Origin of the sequence: Yersinia fenwicki (assembly GCF_043099325.1) — a bacterium.
In the GTDB taxonomy this organism is placed as follows: Bacteria; Pseudomonadota; Gammaproteobacteria; order Enterobacterales; family Enterobacteriaceae; genus Yersinia.
This window is the reverse complement of sequence record NZ_CP170755.1, coordinates 1,989,823-2,013,953: the sequence shown is the minus strand read 5'-3', so window position 1 is coordinate 2,013,953 and position 24,131 is coordinate 1,989,823. Positions and strand designations below refer to the sequence as shown.

The following is a 24,131-nucleotide window of genomic DNA, read 5'->3' as shown; positions in this document are numbered from 1 at the left end:
TCCCCACATGAAAGCCAATACCCGCAACATAAATTCACTCAGCGTCGAAGATACCAACCTGCGAAAAACAGTGCTCAGCCTCTCCCTGCCGATGCTGCTTTCGTCATTAGCCACCAGCATTGCCAATGTAGGGTTACCCACATTAACGCAGGCTTTAAATGCTTCATTTCAGGATGCGCAATGGATGGTATTAGCCTATTTGTTGGCGATAACCACATCAGCCATCAGTATTGGGCGCATGGGCGATATCATTGACAAGCGCCTGTTGCTAAAAGTTGGGATTGGATTATTCACCGTCGCATCGGTGGGCTGTACTTTGGCACCGACGATCGGGACACTGATTGCTGCCCGAGTCTTACAAGGGTTAGGTGCCGCCGCCATGATGACACTAACATTGGCCTTAGTAGGTGAAACGGTTAGTCGAGAGAAAACCGGGCGCGTTATGGGTATGCTCGGCACAGTCTCTGCCATCGGTACCGCACTTGGCCCCTCCCTCGGCGGCATGCTCATTGCCGGGTTTGGCTGGCCTGCCATATTTTTAATTAATATCCCTTTGGGACTCTTGGCCCTACTCCTGATATCGCGTTACTTGCCTTGTAATCAGACTTCATTCACTAAATCACAATCTGGTTTTGACCCGATCGGAATGCTGCTGTTAGGACTAACTCTTGCACTGTATGCGCTATCGATGACATGGGGACATGGCAGATTCGATGCACGTAATTTAGCGTTATTAGCAGGAGCAGCCATCGGTGTCGTGCTATTTAGTCGGGCAGAAAAAAGAGCGAAATACCCCTTAATTCAAACCGCCATGTTACGCCATTCAGTACTGCGCGGAAGTTTAATCATGAGCATATTGGTCACTACCATCATGATGACGACATTGATTGTGGGGCCATTTTATCTTTCACGTGCGCTGGGTTTGTCAGCACCATGGGTTGGCTTAGCGATGTCTGCTGGCCCGATAGTCGCGGCGCTAGGGGGTATTCCGGCGGGCTATGCCGTGGATAAGCTAGGTGCTGAAATAATGGTCACTAGCGGATTGGCAGGTCTTACTTTCGGGGCCACGATATTGGCGATAATCCCCACAGCTTGGGGTGTGCCTGGCTATGTCGCCCCAGTTTGTCTGATTACTGCAGGTTATGCCATTTTCCAGACGGCTAACAATACACTAATGATTCAATCTGTGAGTGCCGATCAACGGGGTGTCGTTTCCGGCATGCTTAACCTATCACGCAATCTTGGCCTTATCACTGGCGCATCGGTTATGGGGGCTATTTTTGCCTTCGCATCGACCGCTCAAAATATTCAATTGGCAGCCACGACGGATATTATCCACGGAATGCAATTAACTTACGGCGTTGCAGCACTATTAGCCACGATAGCGTTAGGAATTTCTGTAATCCACTTGAGAAACAAATCTAATAAATAAATATTTCCCCCTCCCTATAACATGGAGAGTTTATGACTCTGCTGAAAGGATTCACATTAAGAATTAGAACTAAAAACATCAATTCATCTTGAATGTAGGGATTAAACGAGCTCTGTCATTTTTCAAGAAAAAAACGCAATAAATGATAGATATGAGATGGATGAGTAATTTTTTGATTAATGTTGAACACTTTCCGCATCTTGATGCTATTAATTAATTATCTAGATTTTTTAATGATTAGTATCGAAAACATCAGTTTCGCTACGTTATTAGCGCAACTCGATTCTAGATTGTCTGGCTGCAAATTTTATGATTAAGGAAGAAATAATGAAGCAACCCTTACTTATTCTAGGTGCAATGGTTTTATTACAATCCGCCCCGCCAATTGCAAGTGCAGGTTCAGTAGCCGGAACGCTCGGCGCGACATTAACCATTATTACAGGATGTTATATCAACGACGGGACGAACGCCGGTGGGATAACCAATTTAGGCACCATAAGCTTCGGTACCGTCTCGACCTTAAATACCCGAATCAGGCAGGCGTACAGTAGTACTGCCAATGGTGCACTGAGTTTATATTGCAGCAAGGATACTGTTTACAGTATCGGAATAGATAATGGAGCACATGCTTCGCTTGCCCAGCGCCGCCTGGCGGGAGGGACGACAGAATTTGTAAATTATAATTTATATAAAGACAGCAGCTATTCCCAGGCTTGGGGATCGACAGGCTCTGATCAGCTTACTGGCACGGCGGCCGCGATTAGTACCGCTATCCCGCTCACTATTTATGGTGAAGTTCCTACGCAGGCAACACCCAGTGTTAGTACCTATTCCGATACCGTCAACGTGACGGTCAGTTGGTAACAGGTATGATTCTGGATGATACGTCATATAACTCACGGATAAATATCGATAAAACAGCGCTGTTATGGTTCATTTTCTCACTGTTATTACTGCGAACTTATCCGGTTTATGCCGTTTCAAAAACCGCCAATATCACGATTAATGCGACGTTATTACCTACCTGTATTGCAGGTACGGCGGCGGCGGGGGCGACCACCTTTGGTACCTTGAATTTTGGCTCAGTCACTGTGCTGAGCCGCCCGATAAGCGTTATCGGCCAAGCCAATAGTGGGGCAATTTCCGTGCAATGCAGCAAAAACACCAGCTTTACCGTATTACTCAGTGCCGGGCAAAGCGGGAGTGTCAGCAGTCGCTATTTAGTCGGAGGGCCGACAAATCAGCATGTCAATTACAACCTATATACAGACTCCGCGCATAGCCATATTTGGGACAATACCGTCGGGATTTCTCAAGTTGCCAGTGGACAGCCCGTAATCCTCCCTGTCTATGGGCTGATTCCGATACAAAGCACACCCTCGGTAGGCGTTTATACCGATACTATTCAAGTCACGGTCAATTGGTAGGGGAAGTAAGATGACGCCTAACGGTTTCTATCCCACCTTGATTACATTACTGGTCTTTAGCCTGCTGGGCTTGCCCATGGCAAGCAGTTATGGGGAAACGCTAAATCGCGCCTTTACCGTTAATGCAACCATATTGCCGGGCTGCATTTTAGGCAGTGGGAATACCGATAGCAGCAGCTTTGGCGCGCTGAATTTTGGTAATGTCTCTTCGCTATCAACAGCCATCAATATCGTCTCCAGTCAAAACGCCGGTTCGATCATTATTCAATGCAGTGGTACGCCAGGCATCACTCTGGCGTTAAATGGTGGCGTAAATACCACTGGGAATATTGCCTCCGGCAGGCGATTACTCAATAGCGCAACCGGTGAATATCTGTTTTATCAAATATTTCAAGATAGCGCTCGCAGTGTTATTTGGGGTAATGGCAGTAACGGCGGTTCTGCGCAGACCATTACGGCGAATAGCACGTTACAACAGATCGTTTTATATGCGCAATTGTTTGCCAGTAGCTCATTCCCTACTGCGGGGAATTACACCGATACGCTATTAGTGACCGTCACTTATTAAATTATTCTTTATTTTTGTGTGTATTTTACCGACAAGGAGTTCGCCATGATTAAATTAAAATCACTTGCTTCGTTGGTTTTATTTGCTACGGCATTTGCCAGCAGCCCACTTTATGCCGCCTCCTCGGTACTTATTTGGCCCATCGATCCGGTAATAAATAGTCATGAGAAAGCCACTGCACTGTGGCTGGAAAATAAAGACAGTCAGCCCGTTTATATGCAAATTCGGGTTTTAGGATGGCAGCAAAAATCCGGGCAGGAAGATTACAGCAATCAATCTGTGGTCATCGCCAGCCCGCCAGTTGCCACTATTTTACCGGGCAAACGTCAGTTGATTCGGCTGATTAAAAATACGCAAGTGCCAGCAGGTCAGGAACAAGCATTCAGAGTGTTGATTGACGAGATCCCGCGTAAAGATCCCAATGAAGATGCCCCCACTCCTTCTTTAAATATGGGACTGAAGTTTCAGATGCGCTATTCCGTCCCATTATTCATCTATGGTGATGGATTGAAATCTGAAGATGCCAATAATCCAGCCACATTCTTCCCGCTAAGTCTCAGCTACAAACTGGTGCAGGATAGCGGCAAAACATGGCTGGCTATTCGGAATCAAGGGAAAACCCATGCCCGAATCTCTCGAGTCAACTTACAGAATACAAGTCTCAATAGTGGGTTGATGGGCTATGTTCTGCCGGGTAATGAAATGCGCTTTCAAGTTCCTGTATCTACTAATAGCGGACAATTAACGGCATTGGTCAATAGTCATACAAAACCAATCGTTATTCCCCATCAATAGACGATTCATATGAAGAGTCTTTATTGATTGATGCGCCGCTATGGCATTGATAAACGGGATAACGGTTAATACGTTAGGGTTTGGGATGATTATCAAATTCAGGCTGTCGCCATTTTTGACATTGATGTATGCATCAATGATATCTCCTGTATTCATACCACTAACGGTAAGGGGGGATGATTTGCCACCTCCGCCATCTGCTGCGGTGATGCCTGACACCACCTTATACCTTGAACTGGTGGTTAATGGCCGTAACTTTGGCGAAGCCGTACCGGTAATTTATCGCGATGGCCACTATTATTTGGCACCTGAACAGTTAAAAGCTGTTGGTTTCCCCACGCCTGCACTAAACGCACCCGAAGTAGCTATTGATATCATGGATAAAGTTCATGTCACCTATCAAGGTGACAACCAGCGATTACTCATTGACGTTCCGAGCGAATGGCTACCTCAGCAGCGAGTGAATACTGCGGCAACAGAGGATTATAATCTGGCGCAAAGCAGTCTCGGTCTACTGTTTAACTACGATATCTATGCCAGTCAGGGAAATAGCAGCGGCCAACCCAGCAATGCTTCAGCTTGGACAGAACAGCGCCTGTTTGACCATTTTGGCGTGATCAGTAACACCGGAATTTATCGCACTAACCTGACGGACACCGATAACATTACGGTAGAAAAAGGGTATGTCCGCTACGATACTCAGTGGCGATTAAATGATGAGAATCACTTACTGAGCTACAGTGCGGGCGACCTGATAACCGGCTCTTTGGCATGGAGTAGCTCAGTGCGGGTGGGCGGCCTTCAAGTATCACGTAACTTTGCTATTCGTCCGGACTTAGTGACTTACCCACTGCCGCAGTTTGCTGGTCAGGCGGCCATTCCCAGTACAGTTGATCTTTATATTGATAACTTTAGAACGCAATCGGCATCCGTTAACCCCGGCCCTTTTGTGATTGATAATGGGCCGAGAATCAATGGCGCAGGGCAAGCCACTGTTGTCACCACCGATGCATTAGGCCGTCAGGTCAGCACCTCAATCCCCTTCTATGTAGCCAGCGATTTGCTCAAACCCGGCTTATGGGATTTTAGCGTTTCAAGTGGTATGTTGCGCCAAAACTATGGCATTCGATCCGCTGACTATGGTGAGCCTATTGCTAGCGGAGTGCTACGTTATGGCACCACCCCCTGGCTGACACTGGAAGGACGAGCCGATATCGCCAAACAGCTGAATGTGGTGGGAAGTGGGGTCAGTTTGCGGGTCGGAAATTATGGTGTTCTGAACAGTTCTTACACTCTCAGTAACGCCAGTGACGACGTTTTAGGCAGTGGTATAGCGCCCACCGAAACAGATATCAGCACTCCAGCATCCTCATCGTCGCTGCGCTATGGCGGGCGTGGCAATCAATATTCACTTGGCTACAGCTATAGTAACGCTTTTTTCAGCTTGAACGCGCAACGGATTAACCGCAGCCCAAACTATGGCGACCTGGCAAATTATAAGAGTGAATACCGGCCCAGCCGGCGTACTGACCAAATTACCGGCAGCTTGGGGTTAGGTGCGTATGGTTCAATCGGTTCAGGCTACTTTGACGTCCGTGATGCACTAGGTGAGCGAACTCGTCTGATTAATATCAGCTACACCACCACCCTATTGCACAATACCAGTGTTTACTTTTCACTCAACCGTGAATTAGGCAGCAAGGGTTATAATGCACAGATGGTGTTAAGCATTCCTCTGGGGGAATGGGGTGCGGGCAGTATCAGTAGCGTGCGCGATACCAATAATAACTGGAGCCAACGCGTAAATTACAGTCGAGCGACCCCAACTAACGGCGGGTTTGGCTGGAATCTAGCTTATGCCAATAGTACAGGTGAAAATAGCAGCTATCAGCAGGCGGACCTTATCTGGCGGACGCGCGCACTGGAGAGCCGGGTTGGCGTGTATGGCAGTCAGGGGGATTATCAAAGCTGGGGTGAAGTTAGCGGATCACTGGTGGTAATGAATAACGGTGTCTATGCCAGTAACACCATTAATGATGCGTTCGCACTGATATCAACTCATGGGTTTGGTCAGATCCCTGTCAGTTATGAAAATCAGCTGATAGGCACAACCAACGATGACGGTTATTTATTAGTTCCTAATGTCACATCTTATTATCAGGCAAAATTTCAGATTGACCCAATGAGCTTACCGGCAGATGTTTCCACGCCTGAAGTTGAACGGCGCTTGGCTATTAGCGAGCGTAGTGGTTATTTAATCGACTTCCCATTAGAACAAATCACCTCCGCAACACTCCGTATCACCGATGAATCAGGTAAAGATTTGCCTAAGGGCAGCCCAGTATTTACCTCTGAGGCAAAACCGGTCAGTTATGTCGGCTGGGACGGTATTACTTATATTGAACAAGCTAAACCACAAAATAAGCTGAAAATAATTCGGGCTGACAATGGGGCTCGTTGCTATCTGCAATTTACCCTCAAGGCCAGCACCGGTATCCAGGATGTTGGCACAATAATCTGCAAGTAAGCCAATAATAGCGGAAATAAGGGAGAAGATATGCCCCCAAAAAACATTATAAGCAGCTCTGTAGCTAGCCACTTGGGTATTATTACTTTGCTGATATTACTGATAGGGCTTATTACTCCTCCCGCGCGAGCTGATTCCTGCACCTTTTCGCCTGGCGCAGTCACCCTACCGCCAGGCTCATCGGTGGCCGCTGGTAGCTCCGTCGTTAATACTCAGGGCAATACGCCGATGTCGTGTCTTGGTGTCGGCGTCAGTTTATTGTCTTCCTATTCTTTGTCAGCCAAAATAGCCAGCACGACAAATAATCTTAATCTAAAGAACGCGGCTGGTGACCTGATTCCTTACGCTATTTACCGCAATGGTTCTTTTAGCCCCACACTGGGCATAAATAGTGTACTGGACTACAGCAACGCTAATCTACTGGTCGTAGGCCTGGCCGGGATAACGGCCAATCTACCGCTATATATTCGTACCGGGAACAATGGTGCAATTAACGTCAATATCAGTGCTGGTACTTATACTGATGTCATCAATCTGGCTTGGACTTACAATATATGCAAAGTCGCTGCGTTAGGCGCATGCGTAGGAGGATATTGGAGTGGCAGCGGTATCGGCACAGATATTTCGTCAGTGACTGTCACTTTGGTGGTTAGTAAGGATTGCGCCATTAATAGCGCCCCAGATGTCAATTTCGGCAGTTTTGCATTAGTCGGACAATTCAACCCAATTAGCCAAAATATCACCCTCACCTGTACCAAAGGTTCTACCTTTAATACTTATGTCACACCGGGGGATAACCCAGTGACGAATTGGCGACAAATGAAATTGAGTTCATCAACCGCCACTGACTATTTACAATATCAGTTGTATCAGGGCGCCTCCGGTACCACACTGTGGGATGCAAGCTCAATGCAACCCGGCGCAGGTACTGGCTCCGCGCAGCTTGTTCCTTTTCACGCTGTGATTAACCCTAATCAGAATCAAAGAACGCCGGGCGACTATCGGGATAATGTTAGCCTGGTTCTGGTATATTAAGTGTTAATTTTATTTGGGTGGCCCATTTTTCAATATCCTCAAATAGACAATTGTCAGTTTTCTTTTATTTCTCAGTGTGATAATCATAATAAAATAATTTGTAGATAAGAATATTCCGATTGAGCTGTACTAAATCTGTCCCTGTTATACAATCTGCGGGCTTAAATAATAGCCGACAGACTTCTATCTAAGGAAAGCCGCGATTAAACAGGAGTGGACATCATGACTGATTATGATAATCGGGAAAAATCAGCTGACATTGCTCTGTTAAAAGAAATGAACAGCTTACGGGATATCATCGAAAATAATTCAGACTGGATCTGGGAAGTTGATGTTGCCGGCCGTTATACGTTTTCATCTGCAAAATCTATCGAGCTGCTAGGCCGCCTTCCCCATGAAGTGATCGGCAAAACCCCATTTGATTTTATGCCCAAAGATGAAGCTAATCGGGTAGCAAAGCTATTCGCCGAAATTACAGCTGAGCGCATTCCTTTCGCAGGATTACAAAATCGTAATATCCGCGCAGATGGCAGCGAAATCTTGATAGAAAGTAGTGGAATTCCGCTTTTTGACGACAAGGGTGAATTCAAAGGTTATCGCGGCATAGACCGTAATCTTAGCAACTTACCATACAACGCCAGTCAACGCCTCTTCGAGCTAGAATCCATTTATTCCAGTGCTCCTGCCGGCCTGTGCTTTATTGATACAGCTTTGTACTACCTGACGGTAAATGACTATCTGGCAGAATTATTAGGTAAAAAAACAGTTGAAGTGAATGGTCATAAAGTCGCAGATTTCTTGCCTGGGATCATCCCCATACTGCAAAGCGCCCTGCTAAAAGCCTATTGTAACGAGAGCATTCCTGATGCCGAATTTCAGATGCCGGATAAGCAACGGGTATTTTTCATGCGCATCAATGCCGCCAGATATCCTAGTGGTCAGGTTAGCGGCCTGTCTGTCGCCATGATTGATATCTCTGCATTGAAAAAGATGGAAGAGAAGTTGCGTAGTAGTAAGCAACATTATCGCAATATGGTAGAACTGAACCCACAGGTCCCCTGGACGGCTTCCCCAGACGGCATGATCACCAATGTCAGCTCCCGTTTTGAGAAAATCACTGGACTCACCCGCGAAGAAGCGTTGGCAGACAGATGGTTACGAACCATTCATGCTGATGACCGTCATCCCACATTAATAAGTTGGGAACATTCGCTCCAAACACATGACCCACTTGATGTTGAAATACGTTTTTGCCATGTGGAAAAAGGTTGGAACTGGATGCGTATTCGCGCCGTACCCAGTGTAGATGACCACGGCAATGTGGAGTGCTGGTACGGAACAGCCGAAGATATCCACGAACGTAAGCTTCTGGAACTTAAACTGATTAAGGCTAATCGGCGTCTAGAAATTCAAGCCAGAACCGACTCATTGACTAAATTACCTAATCGTCGAGAGTTCAAGAAAGTGCTCGCCCATGAATTTATGCGAGCCAGGCGCTCAGCTTCACCATTGGCAGTTTTAATGATTGATATCGACTACTTTAAGAATTTCAATGATTGTTACGGCCATATCTCTGGTGATGCATGTCTGCGACTGGTCGCCAGAGCATTGCGTAAGTCATTGAAACGCAGTACCGATATTGTAGCTCGTTATGGCGGCGAGGAATTTGCAGCTATCTTGCCGGATACAGATCAAAAAGGGGCCAGTCTGGTTGCTGAGCACATTTTGCAATCTATCCGCGCGATGGGTATCAAGCATAGTGAAAGTAAGTTTCGTAAAGTCACCATCAGCCTGGGTGTCACTGTCTATCAATCCCATCTGCACAGCAGCATTACTGATCAGTCTGATTTAATGCTCGCTGCTGACCAGGCGCTTTATTATTCTAAAAAGAATGGGCGTAATCAGTTTAATTTAGCCGAACTTCCTGGCTAGGCGCGCTGCATTATTTTGCGACAACTTCTGGCACTTTTTTTAAGCTCGGCTATTCTCAATAAAGCGGCCAGTCTGGTCACACCTCATACCATCAGGTTAGGAAGGAGTCTTTATGGGAAATACTGTGGTAAAAATCAGAGATTTCGAAGTTGACGATGCAGTGCTGTCCGCACCAATAGGTAAAGGTGAAAACACGGTCAGTATCCCGTGTAAATCGGATCCTGAATTGTGTATGCAGCTAGATGGGTGGGATGAAAGTACCAGTATTCCCGCAACATTAGATGGCCAAGATAAGCTGCTCTACAAAAAACACTATGACCGACATCAAGATGCCTGGGTAATGAGGGTGACTTGATGGTTCAAAGATCCGTCACCCATAGCTAAAATTTATGAGTGGCGGTTTCTTCTTTCATATTCGATAAAACCAACTGAACAAAAAACGAATCCGTTTTCTTGCTGGACGAATTGGCTATTAAAATATTTCCAGCACTTTGAATTGCATACAAATCAGCATCATATCTGGGGAAAAAAGTTCGTATTCCTCAAAAAAACGTTGTTGCGTTTTACGCCAGTAAGCTAATGTGCGATCACCCTCACCTTCAGCCAATGCGTGCGCTTCATCAACCTGATCAAAGGTTTTCAACTCAACATCCGTCAGCTCAACTGCGCATACCGGCTCATTGCGACCATTGACTACAACAAATACATCACCCGCCTGCGGGACACCTTCCTCGTCTAATGCCGCACAAGTTGCTGTTTTAGTGCCATTGAGAACCAGTGCCAATAAATCATCTGCGACTTGTTCAGTATCACCAAAAGCCCAGCGTTCGGTATTTTCATATTTTTGTGGAATTGCAGCCATAGTTTCATTATTCCTAATCGTAATATTATTGATGCAGCGCATATTATACCTCAACGCCACGAACTCGCTCTCGCATCAACATAAATTTTCGCTACTATACCTAAGTAGCGATGGACATATAAATCCTGCAAAATAACTTCAAGCCAAATAAATCTATCGAGGTAAAAATAAAGGCCTATGGGAACCAAACGCTTGCATACAAAACACTGGAAGATGTTTGTGGTGTTACTTTGCATCTGCGGCGCATTAATGCTGTTGCGGTGGGCATCAATGATCTTTGGTTAATGTCACCCGCCGCTAATGTTTATCTTTAGGTAAAAATAAGCAACCGCACTTAGGGCAGACTAACGCCGTATTTTTATGCACTTTTTCCGTGCTTTGCTCTGACGTCGCACCACAATCTGGGCACTTTATTTTCACTTTGACGCTGCTAACCAGTTTTCTGATGCTATCAAGAAATGACATATTCCCGCCTCTCAGTTGTACAACCTCATTAGATTACGATAACCGACGCCACTAAACCGTGGGGTGGTTAGCGTTACTCAGATTATCTTTTCCGGGTCAAATTTCACTCAGTGTAAAGAACCGGTTTTGCAGGAGACAATGGAAAGAAACAAGCAGAAAATGGAAAGGTACGGGGAGGAACATTCACCACGCAGCATGGCTGGCATGCTTGGCGTAGTGAAGTGGTAGGCTGGTTATTGGAAACCCTTGGTTGGAGATCAGTGATTCCATAATTCTTGGATCAATCCTCTGACCCGAACCTTGGAAGCACCAGCAACCAGGCTAATAATACGGTTCGCACTCAACGTAGAAACATCAGTATTCCATTCATCAAATGAATGATCGGCATAACTTTCGTTGAAAGTCTTTTTTATCGAGGATTCAGCTTCGGACATCTCACTGAAACTCTTAGCGTTTATTAAGCACTGAGCAATGATTGAGACTTTTTTCATGTTTTATCCTTGATTATCGGTCGCATAGTGTAGCACAATTGCACCCTCTCTGCTCGTATGCTGCTTAAATTGTTTTCAATCGAAGCTAACCCATTGATAAAACAACAGATTCAATAAATTTCATTTCTCGTGTTATCTCGCTGGCTTATATCACTTTACATCTTCTAAAACGCTAGAAAATCCGCCCCATAAACCGCTATGTTGATAAAAAAGCCACCTGCATCACAGGTTGGCAACAATAAATTCATGAGTTATTCATTCTCTGTACGCTTTTTATTCAATTTGCATGCTATATTGTAATTGCTTTGACATGACAAAAAGTTTTACCCGTGTAGGTAACCCGAGGTGTCAAATGATCAGCAACTTCTTTCTCTATTCACTTTTCATTATCTATATCACTGCTGCGGTTGTTGATGGCTCACTGCCTCTGCTTAATTTGATGTAGCTATCGTCGTACAGCCTTACTGAATCGAAAATTCCAACACCATTAATCATCAGCTAAAAACGGACTATCTGCTCTGCCATTGTTGGGATGACATGTAATACCAGCAATGTTCGCTAAGCGGGCTGTCAGGGCTGACATTTGGATGGGGAAAACTCTTCGCTGCTCGCACCATGCCTATTCGCTCCATCACAGCTTGTGAGCGCAGATTAATTAATGCAGTGAATGAAACAATTTTAGCCAACTTCAATCTCTCGAAACCTATCTGCAAAGCCGCCAAAGCAGCCTCTGTTGCTAACCCTTGCCCCCAGAATGGATAAGCAAAGCGCCAACCTATTTCGATGCAGGGTGAAAAAGGGAGTTTGGCGGCGGGAATATGCAACCCCAAAGCCCCCACAAATTGCTCAGTGGCTTTAAGCTCAACGGCCCACAACCCCCAACCATGCTGTTCAATCAATCGCTGACAACGATCAGCCATTGCATCACTTTCCTCACGAGTCAAGAGCGCTGGGAAATACTCCATCACCCGCTTATCGGCATTAAGTGCTGCAAAAGGAGCTTTGTCTGAAGGTATCCATTGCCGTAGCCGTAGCCGCGTTGTTTCAACTTCAATCACGCTCTTCATTTTGCGCCAATCTTTTTACACACTTTCTGTATCCTTGTGCTTTAAGAGTCATAACCGGCTCTATTTTTGCGACAATGCACGCCACTGCTGCACAGAAGGCCGCTGCCATTGATAACTTGCATACTTACGCAAGTATTCTGGCAGAGGGTCGCCATTAAGCATTAATCGATTAAGCATCAACGCAAGGTCAGTATCAGCAATACACCATTCGCTGAATAAATACTTTCGACCACCTGAAAGTAAACGCTCCACCCCTGAAACGAGCTTGTTGGCTGCATGCAGGCCACTATCAGACAATGGTGGCATTTTCACTCCGGCGAAGATAACTTCAGTAGGACGCTCAACCCTAATTGGCATAAAGTCACTGCGTAACCAGGCTTGCATTTCACGCGCTCTGGCTCGCTCTTGTTTGTCTTGTGGGAAGATTCGCGTATATTCAGGCGAAGGAAAACGCTCTTCTAAATACTCGGAAATAGCTGAAGATTCCGATAATTGAAAATCGCCGATGACCAAAGTTGGCACCCGTCGTGTTACCGATAGTGTGCCAAATGCTTCGCGTAAATTCTCGCCAGTAGACAGGTCAATGGGGCTGAGAGTAAAAGGAAGCGCTTTTTCTGCTAATGATACAAAGGCAGACATGACATAAGGGCTGAAAAAATCCGCGTCGCTGTACAGCGTAATGTTTTGCTGACTCATTGAGACTCCGGCTAACTATCACTAAAAGATTACGTTAATCGGTTTGAGGCCGGCTGAAAAGCACCTGCTAAAAAAATTATTCGCGCTAAAACTCCATATATTCTGATTAAGAAGCTGCGCATAACTGCTATATCGCGGCTACAACAGCCGAAAATCAAACTACAAACTGTCACTCATCAGCGGGTGTATCATCCAAAATCGTCAGCAAAATATCCGCATCCGGAGTTGTTATATGTTTTCCCTCAAGGAACCCGGCGAGTTTGGCTTTAGCATTATATTCGAACACTTCATAACCATTAATTCGATAACCAGGAACCCCATCCTGACCACGAATATATTCATCACCATCAATATAGTACTCAACAATGCCGCTGGCATCCTCAATCTCGTAACGTTTATCAAATGGGAACTGTTTCATCACTCATCCTAAAAAAACAATGCATGTCGATATAATGCCAAACCCGTCAATCCAAAGTAAACTGATACGTTTAAATAAGTCGATGGAATGAGCACAGAAATATTTCTTGCTGTGTTGGGCGGTACTATTACATGTTTGGCTAATATCTGCCCCCCCCCCAGAAAGCACCTATTACTTTGATAAAAAACCAGTGTTCTCCCGCTCCAGCAAACAGGCTATACTCATATAAATCCTATAAATAAGGAGAATATATGCTCATAGGATTTGTTTTACTGGTTAGCACCTGCGGAATGGATGCCTGCGAGGCTCTGCCCGTAACTGACGATGTCTATGCCACACGCCATGAATGCATGGCAGTAGCGGTTCGCATTCACCAAAGAAGGCCTGATGTGGTCTTAATTTGTGGTGAGGTTTACCGTAATTCCGATAGCGAGGAGCATGAATGACATCTGTAAAGGTTTTCTGCACAGCATTAACTCTCACCACCAGAATAAACCAGCCTATAGCACGGATTATCCCTCCGATATCGGCGTCTTCACACAATATCCCGCTAAAAGTAACGTAAATATTGTGGCAATCACAATCTAAAAGCTCTTCTTATTGGCCGAAGGCACGTTTCATTATTTATAGTATAAACAATATATTACATAAGAAATTTATTACAGTGAAAGTCTTGAAATAGAGAGTCGGACTACGCTTTAATTAAATAACAATACTAGTATTGGGTATTAGATCATGATTATACCATTACATATCGAATATATATCATAATAATATGCATAAACTCCCACTTTTGCTTGGAGCTATACAATCAATTATCCTGTAGATGGCCTACAAATATGCGCAAGGAACACCAAGAATAACAGAGTGTTACTTTTACATATTATATGATTCCAATATGTTCCAATTCGATACTTATGGCACGCTCGTCGCGGCAAGTGTGGCTCTATGACCAGAAAGGTAATGCGTTAAATATCCCTTTATTACAAAAATATACTATCCCTGAGCCTATAGCAGTTGGCCTATTGGTCGCGTTGGCGTTCTTGCTTATTCACCAAATTTCAGCAACTTTAGGCTTGATACTGTGAGGATTAGTTGACGGACCAGTTGCACTTTATCTGATTAAGCATTAACGATCCCCAATAGACCGCCAATGGATAGCTATTTTACCGCTCTCCTGTAATAAGAAGAGCGGTAAGTCCACTAATCATGCGGGTTTGCAAATTAGCAATCTCACTATCCATTTGAGAAAAGATGAAAATTACCGCCCTTTCTTCTTACGCCCTGGCTGCGCAAAACGTTTACGGGAAGCGGAATTACCATCAACTTTTTCTACCTTTTTAGGACTGCTAATCACCGTTTTTTTAGCAGTGGTACTCCTAGTCTGTGTTTTTTTTACCGGTTTTTCATCAGATGATGAATGTTCAATCAGCTTAAATAATGTCATCAGTTCATCATCAAGTAAATCTCGCCACTCACCTTGTGGCAGGCCTTTTAAGTTAATATTCATAATCCGTGTGCGTTCAAGCTTGGTGACTTCATAGCCAAAGTACTTGCACATACGACGAATCTGACGATTAAGCCCTTGTACCAAAGTGATACTAAATACAAAGGGGGCCTCTTTCTTCACTTTACACTTTTTGGTCACGGTACCTAGCATGGGTACACCAGCCCCCAAACCGAGAATAAACTCATCAGTCACCGGCTTATTTACCGTTACCACATATTCTTTTTCGTGATCATTGCCGGCACGCAGGATTTTATTAACTAAATCGCCGTGATTGGTCAGGAAAATTAGCCCTTGCGAATCTTTATCTAAGCGGCCGATCGGAAAAACGCGTTTACTATGGTTGACAAAATCAACGATATTATCGCCTTCACCCTCTTCCGTGGTGCAGATGATGCCAACTGGCTTATTTAGCGCAATCAGCACCAGATCATTTTGATCGCGTGGTTCGATAAGTTGCCCGTTAACTTTCACTACATCCCCGGCATACACCTGCTCACCCACCGTGGCCCGCTTGCCGTTAATAAAAACATTTCCCTGTTCTATGTAACGGTCTGCATCGCGACGCGAGCATATTCCGCTTTCGCTAATGTATTTGTTAAGGCGTATGGATGAGTTGGTCAGCATAATTTTCCGTAAAAATTGCACTATAACACGTTAGCTTGTGAATTCTGTAAGACTGCTTAATAGAGATCTGGGATCGGTGTTTTGTCCACTGAACAGTGACTCTCATTATATATTTAACTATCAGAAATAATACAACTCTGGCGACATGACTGATTAAAATCTCGCCTTGAAGTGAACACCCTGCTGCCAGCGCGAAGTCCAATGAACTCTGTATTGCTGAGTAATTGTAGGGAGAAAGATAAAACGTGAGAAATTGTGGCGAAAATAACATCGCTTTGCGCACCAAAGAATCTGGGACAGGCCCCTGATGCACTGTATTTTCTCAATACAAGCTTAATAATGATTTTTATGTCTAATTACAGCCGTCACAAGCTGGGTTGCAACAAACCTCACAGCACCAATAGTCAGGATGTTCTTCACCAATTGATGGAGATGCTACATCACAAAACTTATGGACTACCGCAATAATTAGCGGCGCTGACGATATATCATTAGAAAAATCCCCCCCCACATCCTGGCTAAAGGTAAAAAATGAATACATCATTAACACAAGGAAAAAAATCACCTTTTTCATAAGGCCTCCGCAGCTCCGTGGGAGCATACTCGCTATATAGTAGCTAAATTTTAAGATGAGACTGTTAACTCTCAAAATTGAAAGATCAAATAGTTAGACTATTTTGGGGCCTGTCCCAGATTCTATGTATATCACTGTATGCAAATGCTTCTTCGCGTTGAAGATACCCTTCCCGCTTACGTTAATAAAATATTAGTCTATATTTCCTCTTCTGGTGAAATTATTTTCAATCGTTATCATTTTGTATTTTTACACATGAAATTTAATTTTTATTTTATCCATGAATATTAAAGAAAATATTAAAAAAAACGCTAAAAAATAGACTTCCCCACAAAAAATACAAATATTATTTATTGTATTTGGAGTATCAATATATTTCACTAATCTTAATTAATGTATTAATTATCTGATGATTATTTTTATTTATCGCATTATTCATCTCCCTCTTATCTGGTTGGAAGAGGGGATATTATTTAAAGATCTTTTGATTTTAACAGTTCAACTTGGTTTACAGATAGTTGAACCGTGTCTATGCCACTACTGACCATACCCGCGTTCGGATTAATCGCATCCACATGGTCTAACGATAATCCGAACGGATAACTTTCCCCTCACCTCCCCAGATTTCAGGTAACCCTTGAGGATATTGGGTATTAAACTTAACCACATTCTCGATCGTGAGTGCATCAATTGGCTCCATAAAATCCTGAGGCAGGAATGGCTTATCACTTAATAGAGAAACAAATACACCAAATGCAGACATGATAGTATTAACAATATGTTCCGGAAGACTATCAGGCATCAGCGCTAAACGAACTAAATCGGCAATTTCCGCCCCGTGGTTAACCCCATTAACTGAGGTCACAGATGCTATAAGTTCAGGATGCGTTGCAGCAACATAACGACATACTAAAGGCCCTGATTTGAATTATCTTGTGGAAAGACAGGCTCTTTCGGCGATAATGGGCCGATAACATGGAAAAAGGAAAGTTACACCGTGAATACCGGACTTATGTTGCTTTATATTTACCTGATTGGCGTTATTGTCGCTATTTTCATCATATTCCCATTAACGCGCGATCAGAGCTTGGTGGTAAGAGGATTATCATCCCTACTTATTGCTATAACTTGGCCCTTGAGTCTCCCAGTTGCATTACTGCTCTCAATGTTCTGATTATCTGCAATTATTAGATTTGCTCTACCTGAATAGCCATAATAGATGAGGTATTGACTGGATGTCTAAGGGTTAAAACGAAAAAGGCCACCATAAAGGTAGCCTTGAATTGGGTGATAGCATTAGTTTGGCGGAATCAACATAAACAGATGTTGTCGTTCTCGGACAACAGTACCGGGCTATCAGAGATAAAAGAATAATTATGGCTGCATAGATATTTTTGATGGCTCTGCTGTGCTATTTTCGAAATAAAGCGAACGGCTGGGGAAAGCAAAGTCTGCACCATTATTATGAATTATATCGATAAACTTCAAATAACAGCGCTGCTGAATCGCTAACCATTCAGCCCATACCTTGGTCTTAGTAAAGCAATAAACCATAATATTAAGAGAAGAATCACCAAATCCATTGAAATAGACTAACAAGGTCTGTTGCTGATCGATATCATCATTGTTAGCTAAGAAATTATGCATCTCATCCACAATAGCGCCAATCTTATCGGCATCAGCATAACGCAGCCCTATCGTGGTTTTAATCCTACGGTTTGTCATGCGGCCCGGATTTTCAACACTAACATCCGTAAACATAGAGTTGGGGACATACAATGGGCGATTTTCGAACGTCATTATTTTTGTCAGTCGCCAACCTATTTCGATAACAACTCCCTCAATGTGGCGATCGGGTAAACGTATCCAATCCCCGATATTAAAAGGACGATCAAAATAAAGCATCACACCAGAAAAGAAATTACTCAAAATATCTTTTCCTGCCAGGCCGACGGCAAGACCACCAATACCACCAAAGGTCACCAACCCAGAAAAACTCATACCCAAATGCTCGCCATAGAGTAGCACCACCACGACTACGAGTGTGATTTTTAGCATACGTGATATGATTTTAGCGCTAGTGATATCACTCCCTTTTGCTACCTGCCGCTTTTCCAGCACATCAAATAATGCAAACATTTTACGTATTAACATCAACAAGATGACTGACATACAGACGAAGTCAACCGTCCTGGGAGTGACAAAGTTTATCTTTATATCAGCTAGCGCATTATTGATGATATTTCCCGTCACAATCACCATGACAGACCACAACAGGAAACTGATAAACTGTAATATGAAACTGTACCTAGAATGATGCCGCCTCATTCCCCACATCGATACAATTAATAAAGCAATGACGCAACTGATAACCAAAATCAGTCCGACAATATTTTCCATAGTAAACTGAGCAACCATATGCTTTATGTCCTCAAACATATCTCATCACATTTGTCACTCTGTCGATTCTATAACAATTAAGAAGTAGGACATAGAATTCGACATTTTTATTGCCGTAAAGTAAATTTTACTTTCCAGACCAACCTTGCATTTCCTTTACGCTCGCCCGAGGCTATAAGAACACTCCTCGTTATATTCGGTACTACAGTATCGGTTGAAATACATATTTTAGAGCGGACTAAGAATAAAATGACTATTTTGTGGGCGTAGTTTAAGCGTTTTTACAGGGTGTGCTAAAATCGAATTCTGAAAACATTAGGTGAATAATCATGGTCTTTGTCATTCTTTGGTTTGTTATTGCAGGGCTAAGTGAATATTTAGTGTGGGGGCATCCCCTGCTGGGGGTGTTATTAGCGCTGTTTTTTGTAGTGTTTGGCGGGTATTGGATTTATCGAGTCAGAAAAATTCAGGTAAGCGACGAGCCTTCTGACGAGGTCAGATCAAAGTCTATCAATAATGTAAACCTTATTTTCTCTGTAGTAATGCTGGCTATTCATGCCTTTATTTTGCTGCTATTACGTTGATTAGACCATACTTTATGGCATGGTCTATCGCTAACTGTGCCATTGACTCCATGCCGATATAAGTATCCAGGCTGCGATAATCCAACATGTTATGGCTGCAGTTAGGGCAATAGGTAAGCGCCAGTGTTCAATGAAAAAATAAAGTGATATCAAATAGATAAAATATGGAATAATCGCCCATAACCCAAAGATGATTGTTATGCGTAGTGCCTGGATGCTACGTTCACTACCGACAATATAATGAGCAATAAGTGCAAACGTTGGAAACAAAGGGATTAAACCAGCGATATAGTAGTTTCGTGTTTTCGCTAATATCCCAATCAGTACTACAACTCCGGCACCAATTGATGCTTTAAGTAGCAGGCTCATCATTGTCTCGAACGATCATAAAACAAACTGCCAATAGAGAGAATTTAACTGAAAAAACTTTCTAAGTGGCAGCATGAATATATAGGAGTGTGACTCGTTGTTACCGGTGGCTATTGACGATAGCCGCTTTTAATTTGAGCAAGGGTATTGGCGAACACTTCAGCTTGAGCAGTGTCTTCAATATCTGCGATAGAACGTTCGATATTTAAAATTACTTTCCCCGCATCGGCTTGGCCGATCGCTTTGAGCAGTAGGGTCACAGTCGCTTTTAAACATGCGACTTCATTTGCTAACGTTTCTGGGTCAGCAGAAGTGGTGAAATCTGGATTACTCATCTTTTTTCCTGAAGTAGTGGCTTGCTGTGGACAAGGTGATGTGAGTAACTCCGCACCACAATGCACATAGGTGGCATTATTAAACATTTAATACATTATATCATAAACTGATGATTAGCTTTGATAACCTGTGCGCATTCTGCCACAAATGGTACAAACCAAGGATGCGCTGCTGTTAGGGGATACCACAACTGCCCCTTGTTTTACCCCGACAGAATGCATCAACTTAATTAAGAAAGATTTGTTCATAAAAAACATATCATTTCCTTGCTAATTAATTAGTGTCAAAAGCACTCATTTCTAAGATGAATAGAGTATTTGTAATAAATAAAAAATAAGAATAACTCCTACTATTAAGAATAGCGCAAAATTATCTGGTTTTTAGTTGTATCAAACTGTTGTGTTTCATTGCATAAGCCTTAACTTTTTTGGAGGATCCATTATTTTTGCCAGCGTGTATGCATAATGACAAGAAAAATCTCAAAAATTTTTCTTTTTTATCATGGCATTAATCGAGATACCTGCGATTTTATGTACATAGTGGGAATGATGATAAAAATAATATCTGTCAAACGATATAGATATGAATTTGCAATTATTCTGTATTCATTATTTGCGCGAAAACAAGTAATATCATTGTCGTTAGTAAAGCGTGATTAGGTTACTCCCTTATTTTTGGAGATTTTTCTTTGATTAGCGTTCTTCTTGTTGATGACCACGAACTGGTGCGCGCAGGGATACGACGCATTCTTGAAGACATCAAGGGTATCAAAGTAGCGGATGAGATGCAGTGTGGAGAAGATGCGGTAAAATGGTGCCGTAACCATATTGTTGATATCGTTTTGATGGATATGAATATGCCCGGCATCGGCGGGTTGGAGGCAACTCGTAAAATTTTACGCTTTTCCCCTGATACCAAAGTTATCATGTTAACTATCCATACAGAAAATCCGTTACCTGCGAAAGTTATGCAGGCTGGTGCTAGTGGATATCTGAGTAAAGGTGCGGCACCTCAAGACGTGATTACTGCCATCCGAGCTGTCCATTCGGGGCAACGTTACATTGCTTCTGACATCGCACAGCAAATGGCTTTAGGGCAGTTAGAGCCGCCGACGGAAACACCTTTTAGTTGTTTGTCAGAGCGTGAGTTACAAATTATGCTGATGATAACGAAAGGCCAAAAGGTGAATGAGATATCGGAGCAACTTCATCTGAGCCCAAAAACTGTGAACAGCTACCGCTATCGGATGTTTAGCAAGCTGAATATTAGTGGCGACGTTGAATTGACCCATTTGGCTATTCGCCACGGTTTGTTTAACGCGGAGACGTTATCTAATAGTGACTGATTGTTTTGATTCTAAAGAGTTTTTAAAAACTGTCACCAGCCAACCTGGTGTTTACCGTATGTATGATAAAGCGGGGACAGTTATTTATGTTGGCAAAGCAAAAGACCTTAAAAAGCGTCTGACGAGCTATTTCCGTGCTCATGTTGCGAGCCGAAAAACGGAAACTTTGGTTAAAAATATTGCGCAAATTGACGTCACTGTCACGCATACAGAGACTGAAGCGCTGCTCCTTGAGCATAATTACATCAAGCTTTATCAACCTCGTTATAATGTATTATTGCGGGATGATAAATCGTATCCACTCATTTTTCTCAGCGCGGACAAACATCCGCGTCTAGCCATTCATCGCGGTGCCAAGCATGAGAAAGGGGAGTATTTCGGGCCATTTCCGAATTCCTATGCAGTGCGCGAAACTTTAGCATTGCTGCAAAAGCTATTTCCTGTAAGGCAATGCGAAAACAGTGTCTATCGCAACCGGTCGCGACCTTGCCTACAATATCAAATTGGCCGTTGTTCTGGACCATGCGTATCAGGGTTAGTGAGTGAAGAAGAGTATCAGCGTCAGGTCGATTATGTTCGTCTGTTCCTATTAGGCAAAGACCAGCAAGTATTGACGCAACTGATTTCTCGCATGGAAGAAGCGAGCCGATTACTTCACTTTGAAGATGCGGCACGTATCCGTGATCAAATACAGGCTGTACGGAGAGTTACGGAACAGCAGTTTGTTTCTGGCGATAGCGAAGATCTCGATGTAATCGGTGTGGCATTTGATGCTGGGTTAGCCTGTGTCCATGTGCTATTTATTCGGCAGGGAAAGGTTCTGGGAAGTCGTAGTTATTTTCCCAAAGTTCCTGCAGGAACGGAATTGAGTGAGGTTGTTCAAACATTCGTCGGGCAGTTTTACCTACAAGGAAGCCAGGTACGTACGCTTCCAGGTGAAATTTTGCTGGATTTCACGCTCGCTGAAAAAGACCTATTGGCATCTTCTCTTTCTGAATTGGCTGGAAGAAAAATCCAGATACAAAGCCGCCCTCGTGGCGATAGGGCTCGTTATCTCAAACTTGCGCGAACCAATGCGTCAACGGCTCTGGTTACTCGTTTGTCCCAGCAATCAACTATCCATCAACGAATGAAAGAGTTAGCCAAGATTCTTAACCTTGATGAGATAAATCGTATGGAATGTTTTGATATCAGCCATACGATGGGAGAGCAAACTGTTGCGTCTTGTGTAGTATTTGATGCAAATGGCCCTGTACGTTCGGAATATAGGCGCTACAATATTAGTGGTATCACTCCGGGTGATGATTATGCAGCTATGTCTCAGGTGCTTAAACGCCGCTATGGAAAGGCATTAGATGATAAAAAGATCCCAGATGTTATTTTTATCGATGGCGGAAAAGGCCAACTGTCACAAGCTTTTGATGTTTTTGCGTCACTCAATGTTCCTTGGGATAAACAAAAACCTTTATTAGTTGGTGTTGCCAAAGGAAGTGACCGAAAAGCAGGACTGGAAACATTGTTTCTGGCTGCTGAGGGGGAGGGCTTTTCATTGCCACCAGACTCATCGGCATTACATCTGATTCAACATATTCGTGACGATTCTCATAATCATGCCATCACGGGACATAGACAGCGTCGTTCAAAAGTAAAAAATACTAGCGCATTAGAACTAATAGAGGGAGTGGGCCCTAAACGGCGGCAAATATTGCTGAAGTATATGGGGGGACTGCAACCTTTACTTAACGCTAGCGTCGAGGAAATTGCAAAAGTGCCGAGTATTTCACAAGCATTGGCAGAAAAAATCTACAATGCATTGAAACACTGAAGCTAATGTTGCACCATACTCATAATATCCACACCAGCCAGATAGTTATCGTAGCATTATGCAATTGAATATACCGACTTGGCTTACCCTGTTTCGCGTAGTACTCATCCCATTCTTCGTTCTGGCGTTCTATCTGCCATTCGTTTGGGCTCCGATGGTTTGCGCCATCATATTTGTGTTTGCAGCTGCAACCGATTGGTTCGATGGATTTTTAGCTCGGCGCTGGAAACAGACAACCCGCTTTGGGGCTTTTCTTGACCCGGTTGCGGATAAAGTGATGGTGGCCATTGCTTTGGTTTTGGTCGCTGAACATTACCACGTTTGGTGGATTACTTTGCCGGCAGCAACAATGATTGCTCGTGAGATTATCATTTCTTCCCTCCGTGAATGGATGGCCGAAATTGGTAAGCGCAGCAGTGTTGCTGTCTCATGGATTGGCAAAGTCAAAACAACCGCTCAAATGGGTTCATTAGTTGGCCTACTTTGGCGGCCAGATCATAATATTGAACTGGCGAGTTTTGTTCTCCTCTACATTGCAGCGGTCCTGACATTTTGGTCAATGTTTCAATATTTAAACGCTGCCTGGAAAGATTTGCTCGAACCTTGATCGAAGCGCCGGAAAAAGCAGCAAACGAACGAATTAGTCTGATAATTTTATTGACTCATCGCGTCAGGTAAGTAGAATGCATCGCATCAGACGGCAGCAACGAAATGCCGAAAGATAGCAAAAGAATCAGTAAGTTCTGATGTTGCGGGAATAGCTCAGTTGGTAGAGCACGACCTTGCCAAGGTCGGGGTCGCGAGTTCGAGTCTCGTTTCCCGCTCCAAATTAGTAGGTTGGCTTGAAGC

General features: G+C 43.7%; 27 protein-coding genes, 1 tRNA gene and 1 pseudogene. 17 read left to right on the top strand and 12 right to left on the bottom strand.

What is annotated here, in order from left to right; genetic code table 11:
• Window positions 1-7: 7 nt before the first annotated feature.
• From ACF3VQ_RS09200 to ACF3VQ_RS09160, 9 genes are all read left to right on the top strand, one after another.
• A complete protein-coding gene (locus tag ACF3VQ_RS09200; protein ID WP_392434892.1) occupies window positions 8-1,432 on the top strand; it encodes an MFS transporter in 1,425 nt (474 codons plus the stop codon).
• A gap of 327 nt (window positions 1,433-1,759) precedes the next feature.
• The gene (locus tag ACF3VQ_RS09195; RefSeq protein WP_392434891.1) at window positions 1,760-2,296 is read left to right on the top strand and encodes a spore coat U domain-containing protein; all 537 of its coding nucleotides are present in this window, start codon (window positions 1,760-1,762) and stop codon (window positions 2,294-2,296) included.
• 5 nt (window positions 2,297-2,301) lie between these two features.
• On the top strand, window positions 2,302-2,859 hold the full coding sequence (locus ACF3VQ_RS09190; RefSeq protein WP_392434889.1) for a spore coat U domain-containing protein: 558 nt from the start codon (window positions 2,302-2,304) through the stop codon (window positions 2,857-2,859).
• Window positions 2,860-2,869: 10 nt separating this feature from the next.
• A complete protein-coding gene (locus tag ACF3VQ_RS09185; RefSeq protein ID WP_392434887.1) occupies window positions 2,870-3,427 on the top strand; it encodes a spore coat U domain-containing protein in 558 nt (185 codons plus the stop codon).
• 45 nt (window positions 3,428-3,472) lie between these two features.
• Entirely contained in the window at window positions 3,473-4,222 is a 750-nt protein-coding gene (locus ACF3VQ_RS09180) for a molecular chaperone (protein WP_392434886.1), read from the top strand.
• 85 nt (window positions 4,223-4,307) lie between these two features.
• Window positions 4,308-6,749, top strand: coding sequence for a fimbria/pilus outer membrane usher protein (locus ACF3VQ_RS09175; protein ID WP_392435507.1), 2,442 nt, complete (start codon window positions 4,308-4,310; stop codon window positions 6,747-6,749).
• A 30-nt stretch (window positions 6,750-6,779) separates the two neighbouring features.
• Window positions 6,780-7,784, top strand: a complete 1,005-nt coding sequence (locus ACF3VQ_RS09170) for a spore coat U domain-containing protein (RefSeq protein ID WP_392434884.1) — start codon at window positions 6,780-6,782, stop codon at window positions 7,782-7,784.
• A 222-nt stretch (window positions 7,785-8,006) separates the two neighbouring features.
• Window positions 8,007-9,716: a diguanylate cyclase gene (locus ACF3VQ_RS09165; protein ID WP_392434882.1), complete on the top strand. Its 1,710-nt coding sequence runs from the start codon at window positions 8,007-8,009 to the stop codon at window positions 9,714-9,716.
• 112 nt (window positions 9,717-9,828) lie between these two features.
• Complete coding sequence (locus tag ACF3VQ_RS09160) at window positions 9,829-10,071, top strand: DUF1480 family protein (protein WP_392434880.1); 243 nt, start codon at window positions 9,829-9,831, stop codon at window positions 10,069-10,071.
• Window positions 10,072-10,188: 117 nt separating this feature from the next.
• Here the strand turns inward: ACF3VQ_RS09160 and ACF3VQ_RS09155 are convergent, their stop codons facing one another.
• On the bottom strand, window positions 10,189-10,578 hold the full coding sequence (locus ACF3VQ_RS09155) for an ASCH domain-containing protein (protein WP_392434878.1): 390 nt from the start codon (window positions 10,576-10,578) through the stop codon (window positions 10,189-10,191).
• A 177-nt stretch (window positions 10,579-10,755) separates the two neighbouring features.
• Between ACF3VQ_RS09155 and yniD the strand changes: the two genes are divergently transcribed.
• Window positions 10,756-10,863: a small membrane protein YniD gene (gene yniD, locus ACF3VQ_RS09150; protein WP_085903066.1), complete on the top strand. Its 108-nt coding sequence runs from the start codon at window positions 10,756-10,758 to the stop codon at window positions 10,861-10,863.
• Window positions 10,864-10,875: 12 nt separating this feature from the next.
• Here yniD and ACF3VQ_RS09145 read toward each other — a convergent pair whose 3' ends face one another.
• From ACF3VQ_RS09145 to ACF3VQ_RS09125, 5 genes are all read right to left on the bottom strand, one after another.
• Window positions 10,876-11,043 carry a YnfU family zinc-binding protein gene (locus tag ACF3VQ_RS09145; RefSeq protein WP_392434876.1) on the bottom strand — a complete coding sequence of 56 codons (168 nt, stop codon included), beginning with the start codon at window positions 11,041-11,043 and terminating at the stop codon, window positions 10,876-10,878.
• 257 nt (window positions 11,044-11,300) lie between these two features.
• A complete protein-coding gene (locus tag ACF3VQ_RS09140) occupies window positions 11,301-11,534 on the bottom strand; it encodes a hypothetical protein (RefSeq protein WP_019079249.1) in 234 nt (77 codons plus the stop codon).
• A 509-nt stretch (window positions 11,535-12,043) separates the two neighbouring features.
• Complete coding sequence (locus ACF3VQ_RS09135; RefSeq protein WP_392434875.1) at window positions 12,044-12,601, bottom strand: GNAT family N-acetyltransferase; 558 nt, start codon at window positions 12,599-12,601, stop codon at window positions 12,044-12,046.
• Window positions 12,602-12,661: 60 nt separating this feature from the next.
• Window positions 12,662-13,297 (bottom strand): glutathione transferase, encoded by a 636-nt coding sequence (gene yfcF, locus ACF3VQ_RS09130; protein WP_392434874.1) that lies wholly within the window; start codon window positions 13,295-13,297, stop codon window positions 12,662-12,664.
• Window positions 13,298-13,466: 169 nt separating this feature from the next.
• Window positions 13,467-13,715: a hypothetical protein gene (locus ACF3VQ_RS09125; RefSeq protein ID WP_392434873.1), complete on the bottom strand. Its 249-nt coding sequence runs from the start codon at window positions 13,713-13,715 to the stop codon at window positions 13,467-13,469.
• A gap of 251 nt (window positions 13,716-13,966) precedes the next feature.
• On the opposite strand from ACF3VQ_RS09125, the gene ACF3VQ_RS09120 reads away from it, so the two are divergent.
• Complete coding sequence (locus tag ACF3VQ_RS09120) at window positions 13,967-14,161, top strand: hypothetical protein (protein WP_392434871.1); 195 nt, start codon at window positions 13,967-13,969, stop codon at window positions 14,159-14,161.
• A gap of 815 nt (window positions 14,162-14,976) precedes the next feature.
• Here the strand turns inward: ACF3VQ_RS09120 and rluF are convergent.
• The 3 genes and pseudogenes from rluF to ACF3VQ_RS09105 form a co-directional block, all read right to left on the bottom strand.
• On the bottom strand, window positions 14,977-15,849 hold the full coding sequence (gene rluF / locus ACF3VQ_RS09115) for a 23S rRNA pseudouridine(2604) synthase RluF (protein ID WP_392434869.1): 873 nt from the start codon (window positions 15,847-15,849) through the stop codon (window positions 14,977-14,979).
• A 352-nt stretch (window positions 15,850-16,201) separates the two neighbouring features.
• On the bottom strand, window positions 16,202-16,423 hold the full coding sequence (locus ACF3VQ_RS09110; RefSeq protein WP_392434867.1) for an ST-I family heat-stable enterotoxin: 222 nt from the start codon (window positions 16,421-16,423) through the stop codon (window positions 16,202-16,204).
• A gap of 473 nt (window positions 16,424-16,896) precedes the next feature.
• Window positions 16,897-17,342 (bottom strand): annotated as a pseudogene (locus ACF3VQ_RS09105) (triacylglycerol lipase); the annotation flags it as partial.
• A gap of 93 nt (window positions 17,343-17,435) precedes the next feature.
• On the opposite strand from ACF3VQ_RS09105, the gene ACF3VQ_RS09100 reads away from it, so the two are divergent.
• Entirely contained in the window at window positions 17,436-17,597 is a 162-nt protein-coding gene (locus ACF3VQ_RS09100) for a GhoT/OrtT family toxin (RefSeq protein ID WP_392435506.1), read from the top strand.
• Window positions 17,598-17,797: 200 nt separating this feature from the next.
• Here the strand turns inward: ACF3VQ_RS09100 and ACF3VQ_RS09095 are convergent, their stop codons facing one another.
• Window positions 17,798-18,841, bottom strand: a complete 1,044-nt coding sequence (locus ACF3VQ_RS09095; RefSeq protein WP_392434865.1) for a mechanosensitive ion channel family protein — start codon at window positions 18,839-18,841, stop codon at window positions 17,798-17,800.
• Window positions 18,842-19,152: 311 nt separating this feature from the next.
• Between ACF3VQ_RS09095 and ACF3VQ_RS09090 the strand changes: the two genes are divergently transcribed.
• Window positions 19,153-19,407: a hypothetical protein gene (locus tag ACF3VQ_RS09090; RefSeq protein ID WP_392434863.1), complete on the top strand. Its 255-nt coding sequence runs from the start codon at window positions 19,153-19,155 to the stop codon at window positions 19,405-19,407.
• Between the two features lie 30 nt (window positions 19,408-19,437).
• On the opposite strand, the gene ACF3VQ_RS09085 is transcribed toward ACF3VQ_RS09090, so the two are convergent.
• On the bottom strand, window positions 19,438-19,776 hold the full coding sequence (locus tag ACF3VQ_RS09085; RefSeq protein ID WP_392435504.1) for a GlpM family protein: 339 nt from the start codon (window positions 19,774-19,776) through the stop codon (window positions 19,438-19,440).
• Between the two features lie 110 nt (window positions 19,777-19,886).
• On the bottom strand, window positions 19,887-20,111 hold the full coding sequence (locus tag ACF3VQ_RS09080) for a DUF2594 family protein (RefSeq protein WP_038633636.1): 225 nt from the start codon (window positions 20,109-20,111) through the stop codon (window positions 19,887-19,889).
• Window positions 20,112-20,800: 689 nt separating this feature from the next.
• On the opposite strand from ACF3VQ_RS09080, the gene uvrY reads away from it, so the two are divergent.
• The 4 genes from uvrY (at window position 20,801) to ACF3VQ_RS09060 (ending at window position 24,109) form a co-directional block, all read left to right on the top strand.
• A complete protein-coding gene (gene uvrY / locus ACF3VQ_RS09075) occupies window positions 20,801-21,457 on the top strand; it encodes a UvrY/SirA/GacA family response regulator transcription factor (RefSeq protein ID WP_392434861.1) in 657 nt (218 codons plus the stop codon).
• Entirely contained in the window at window positions 21,450-23,282 is a 1,833-nt protein-coding gene (gene uvrC / locus ACF3VQ_RS09070) for an excinuclease ABC subunit UvrC (RefSeq protein ID WP_392434859.1), read from the top strand. Before uvrY ends, uvrC begins: the two co-directional genes overlap by 8 nt.
• Window positions 23,283-23,340: 58 nt before the next feature.
• The gene (gene pgsA / locus ACF3VQ_RS09065; protein WP_005170287.1) at window positions 23,341-23,889 is read left to right on the top strand and encodes a CDP-diacylglycerol--glycerol-3-phosphate 3-phosphatidyltransferase; all 549 of its coding nucleotides are present in this window, start codon (window positions 23,341-23,343) and stop codon (window positions 23,887-23,889) included.
• Window positions 23,890-24,033: 144 nt separating this feature from the next.
• A tRNA-Gly gene (locus ACF3VQ_RS09060) sits at window positions 24,034-24,109 on the top strand.
• Window positions 24,110-24,131: the final 22 nt, after the last annotated feature.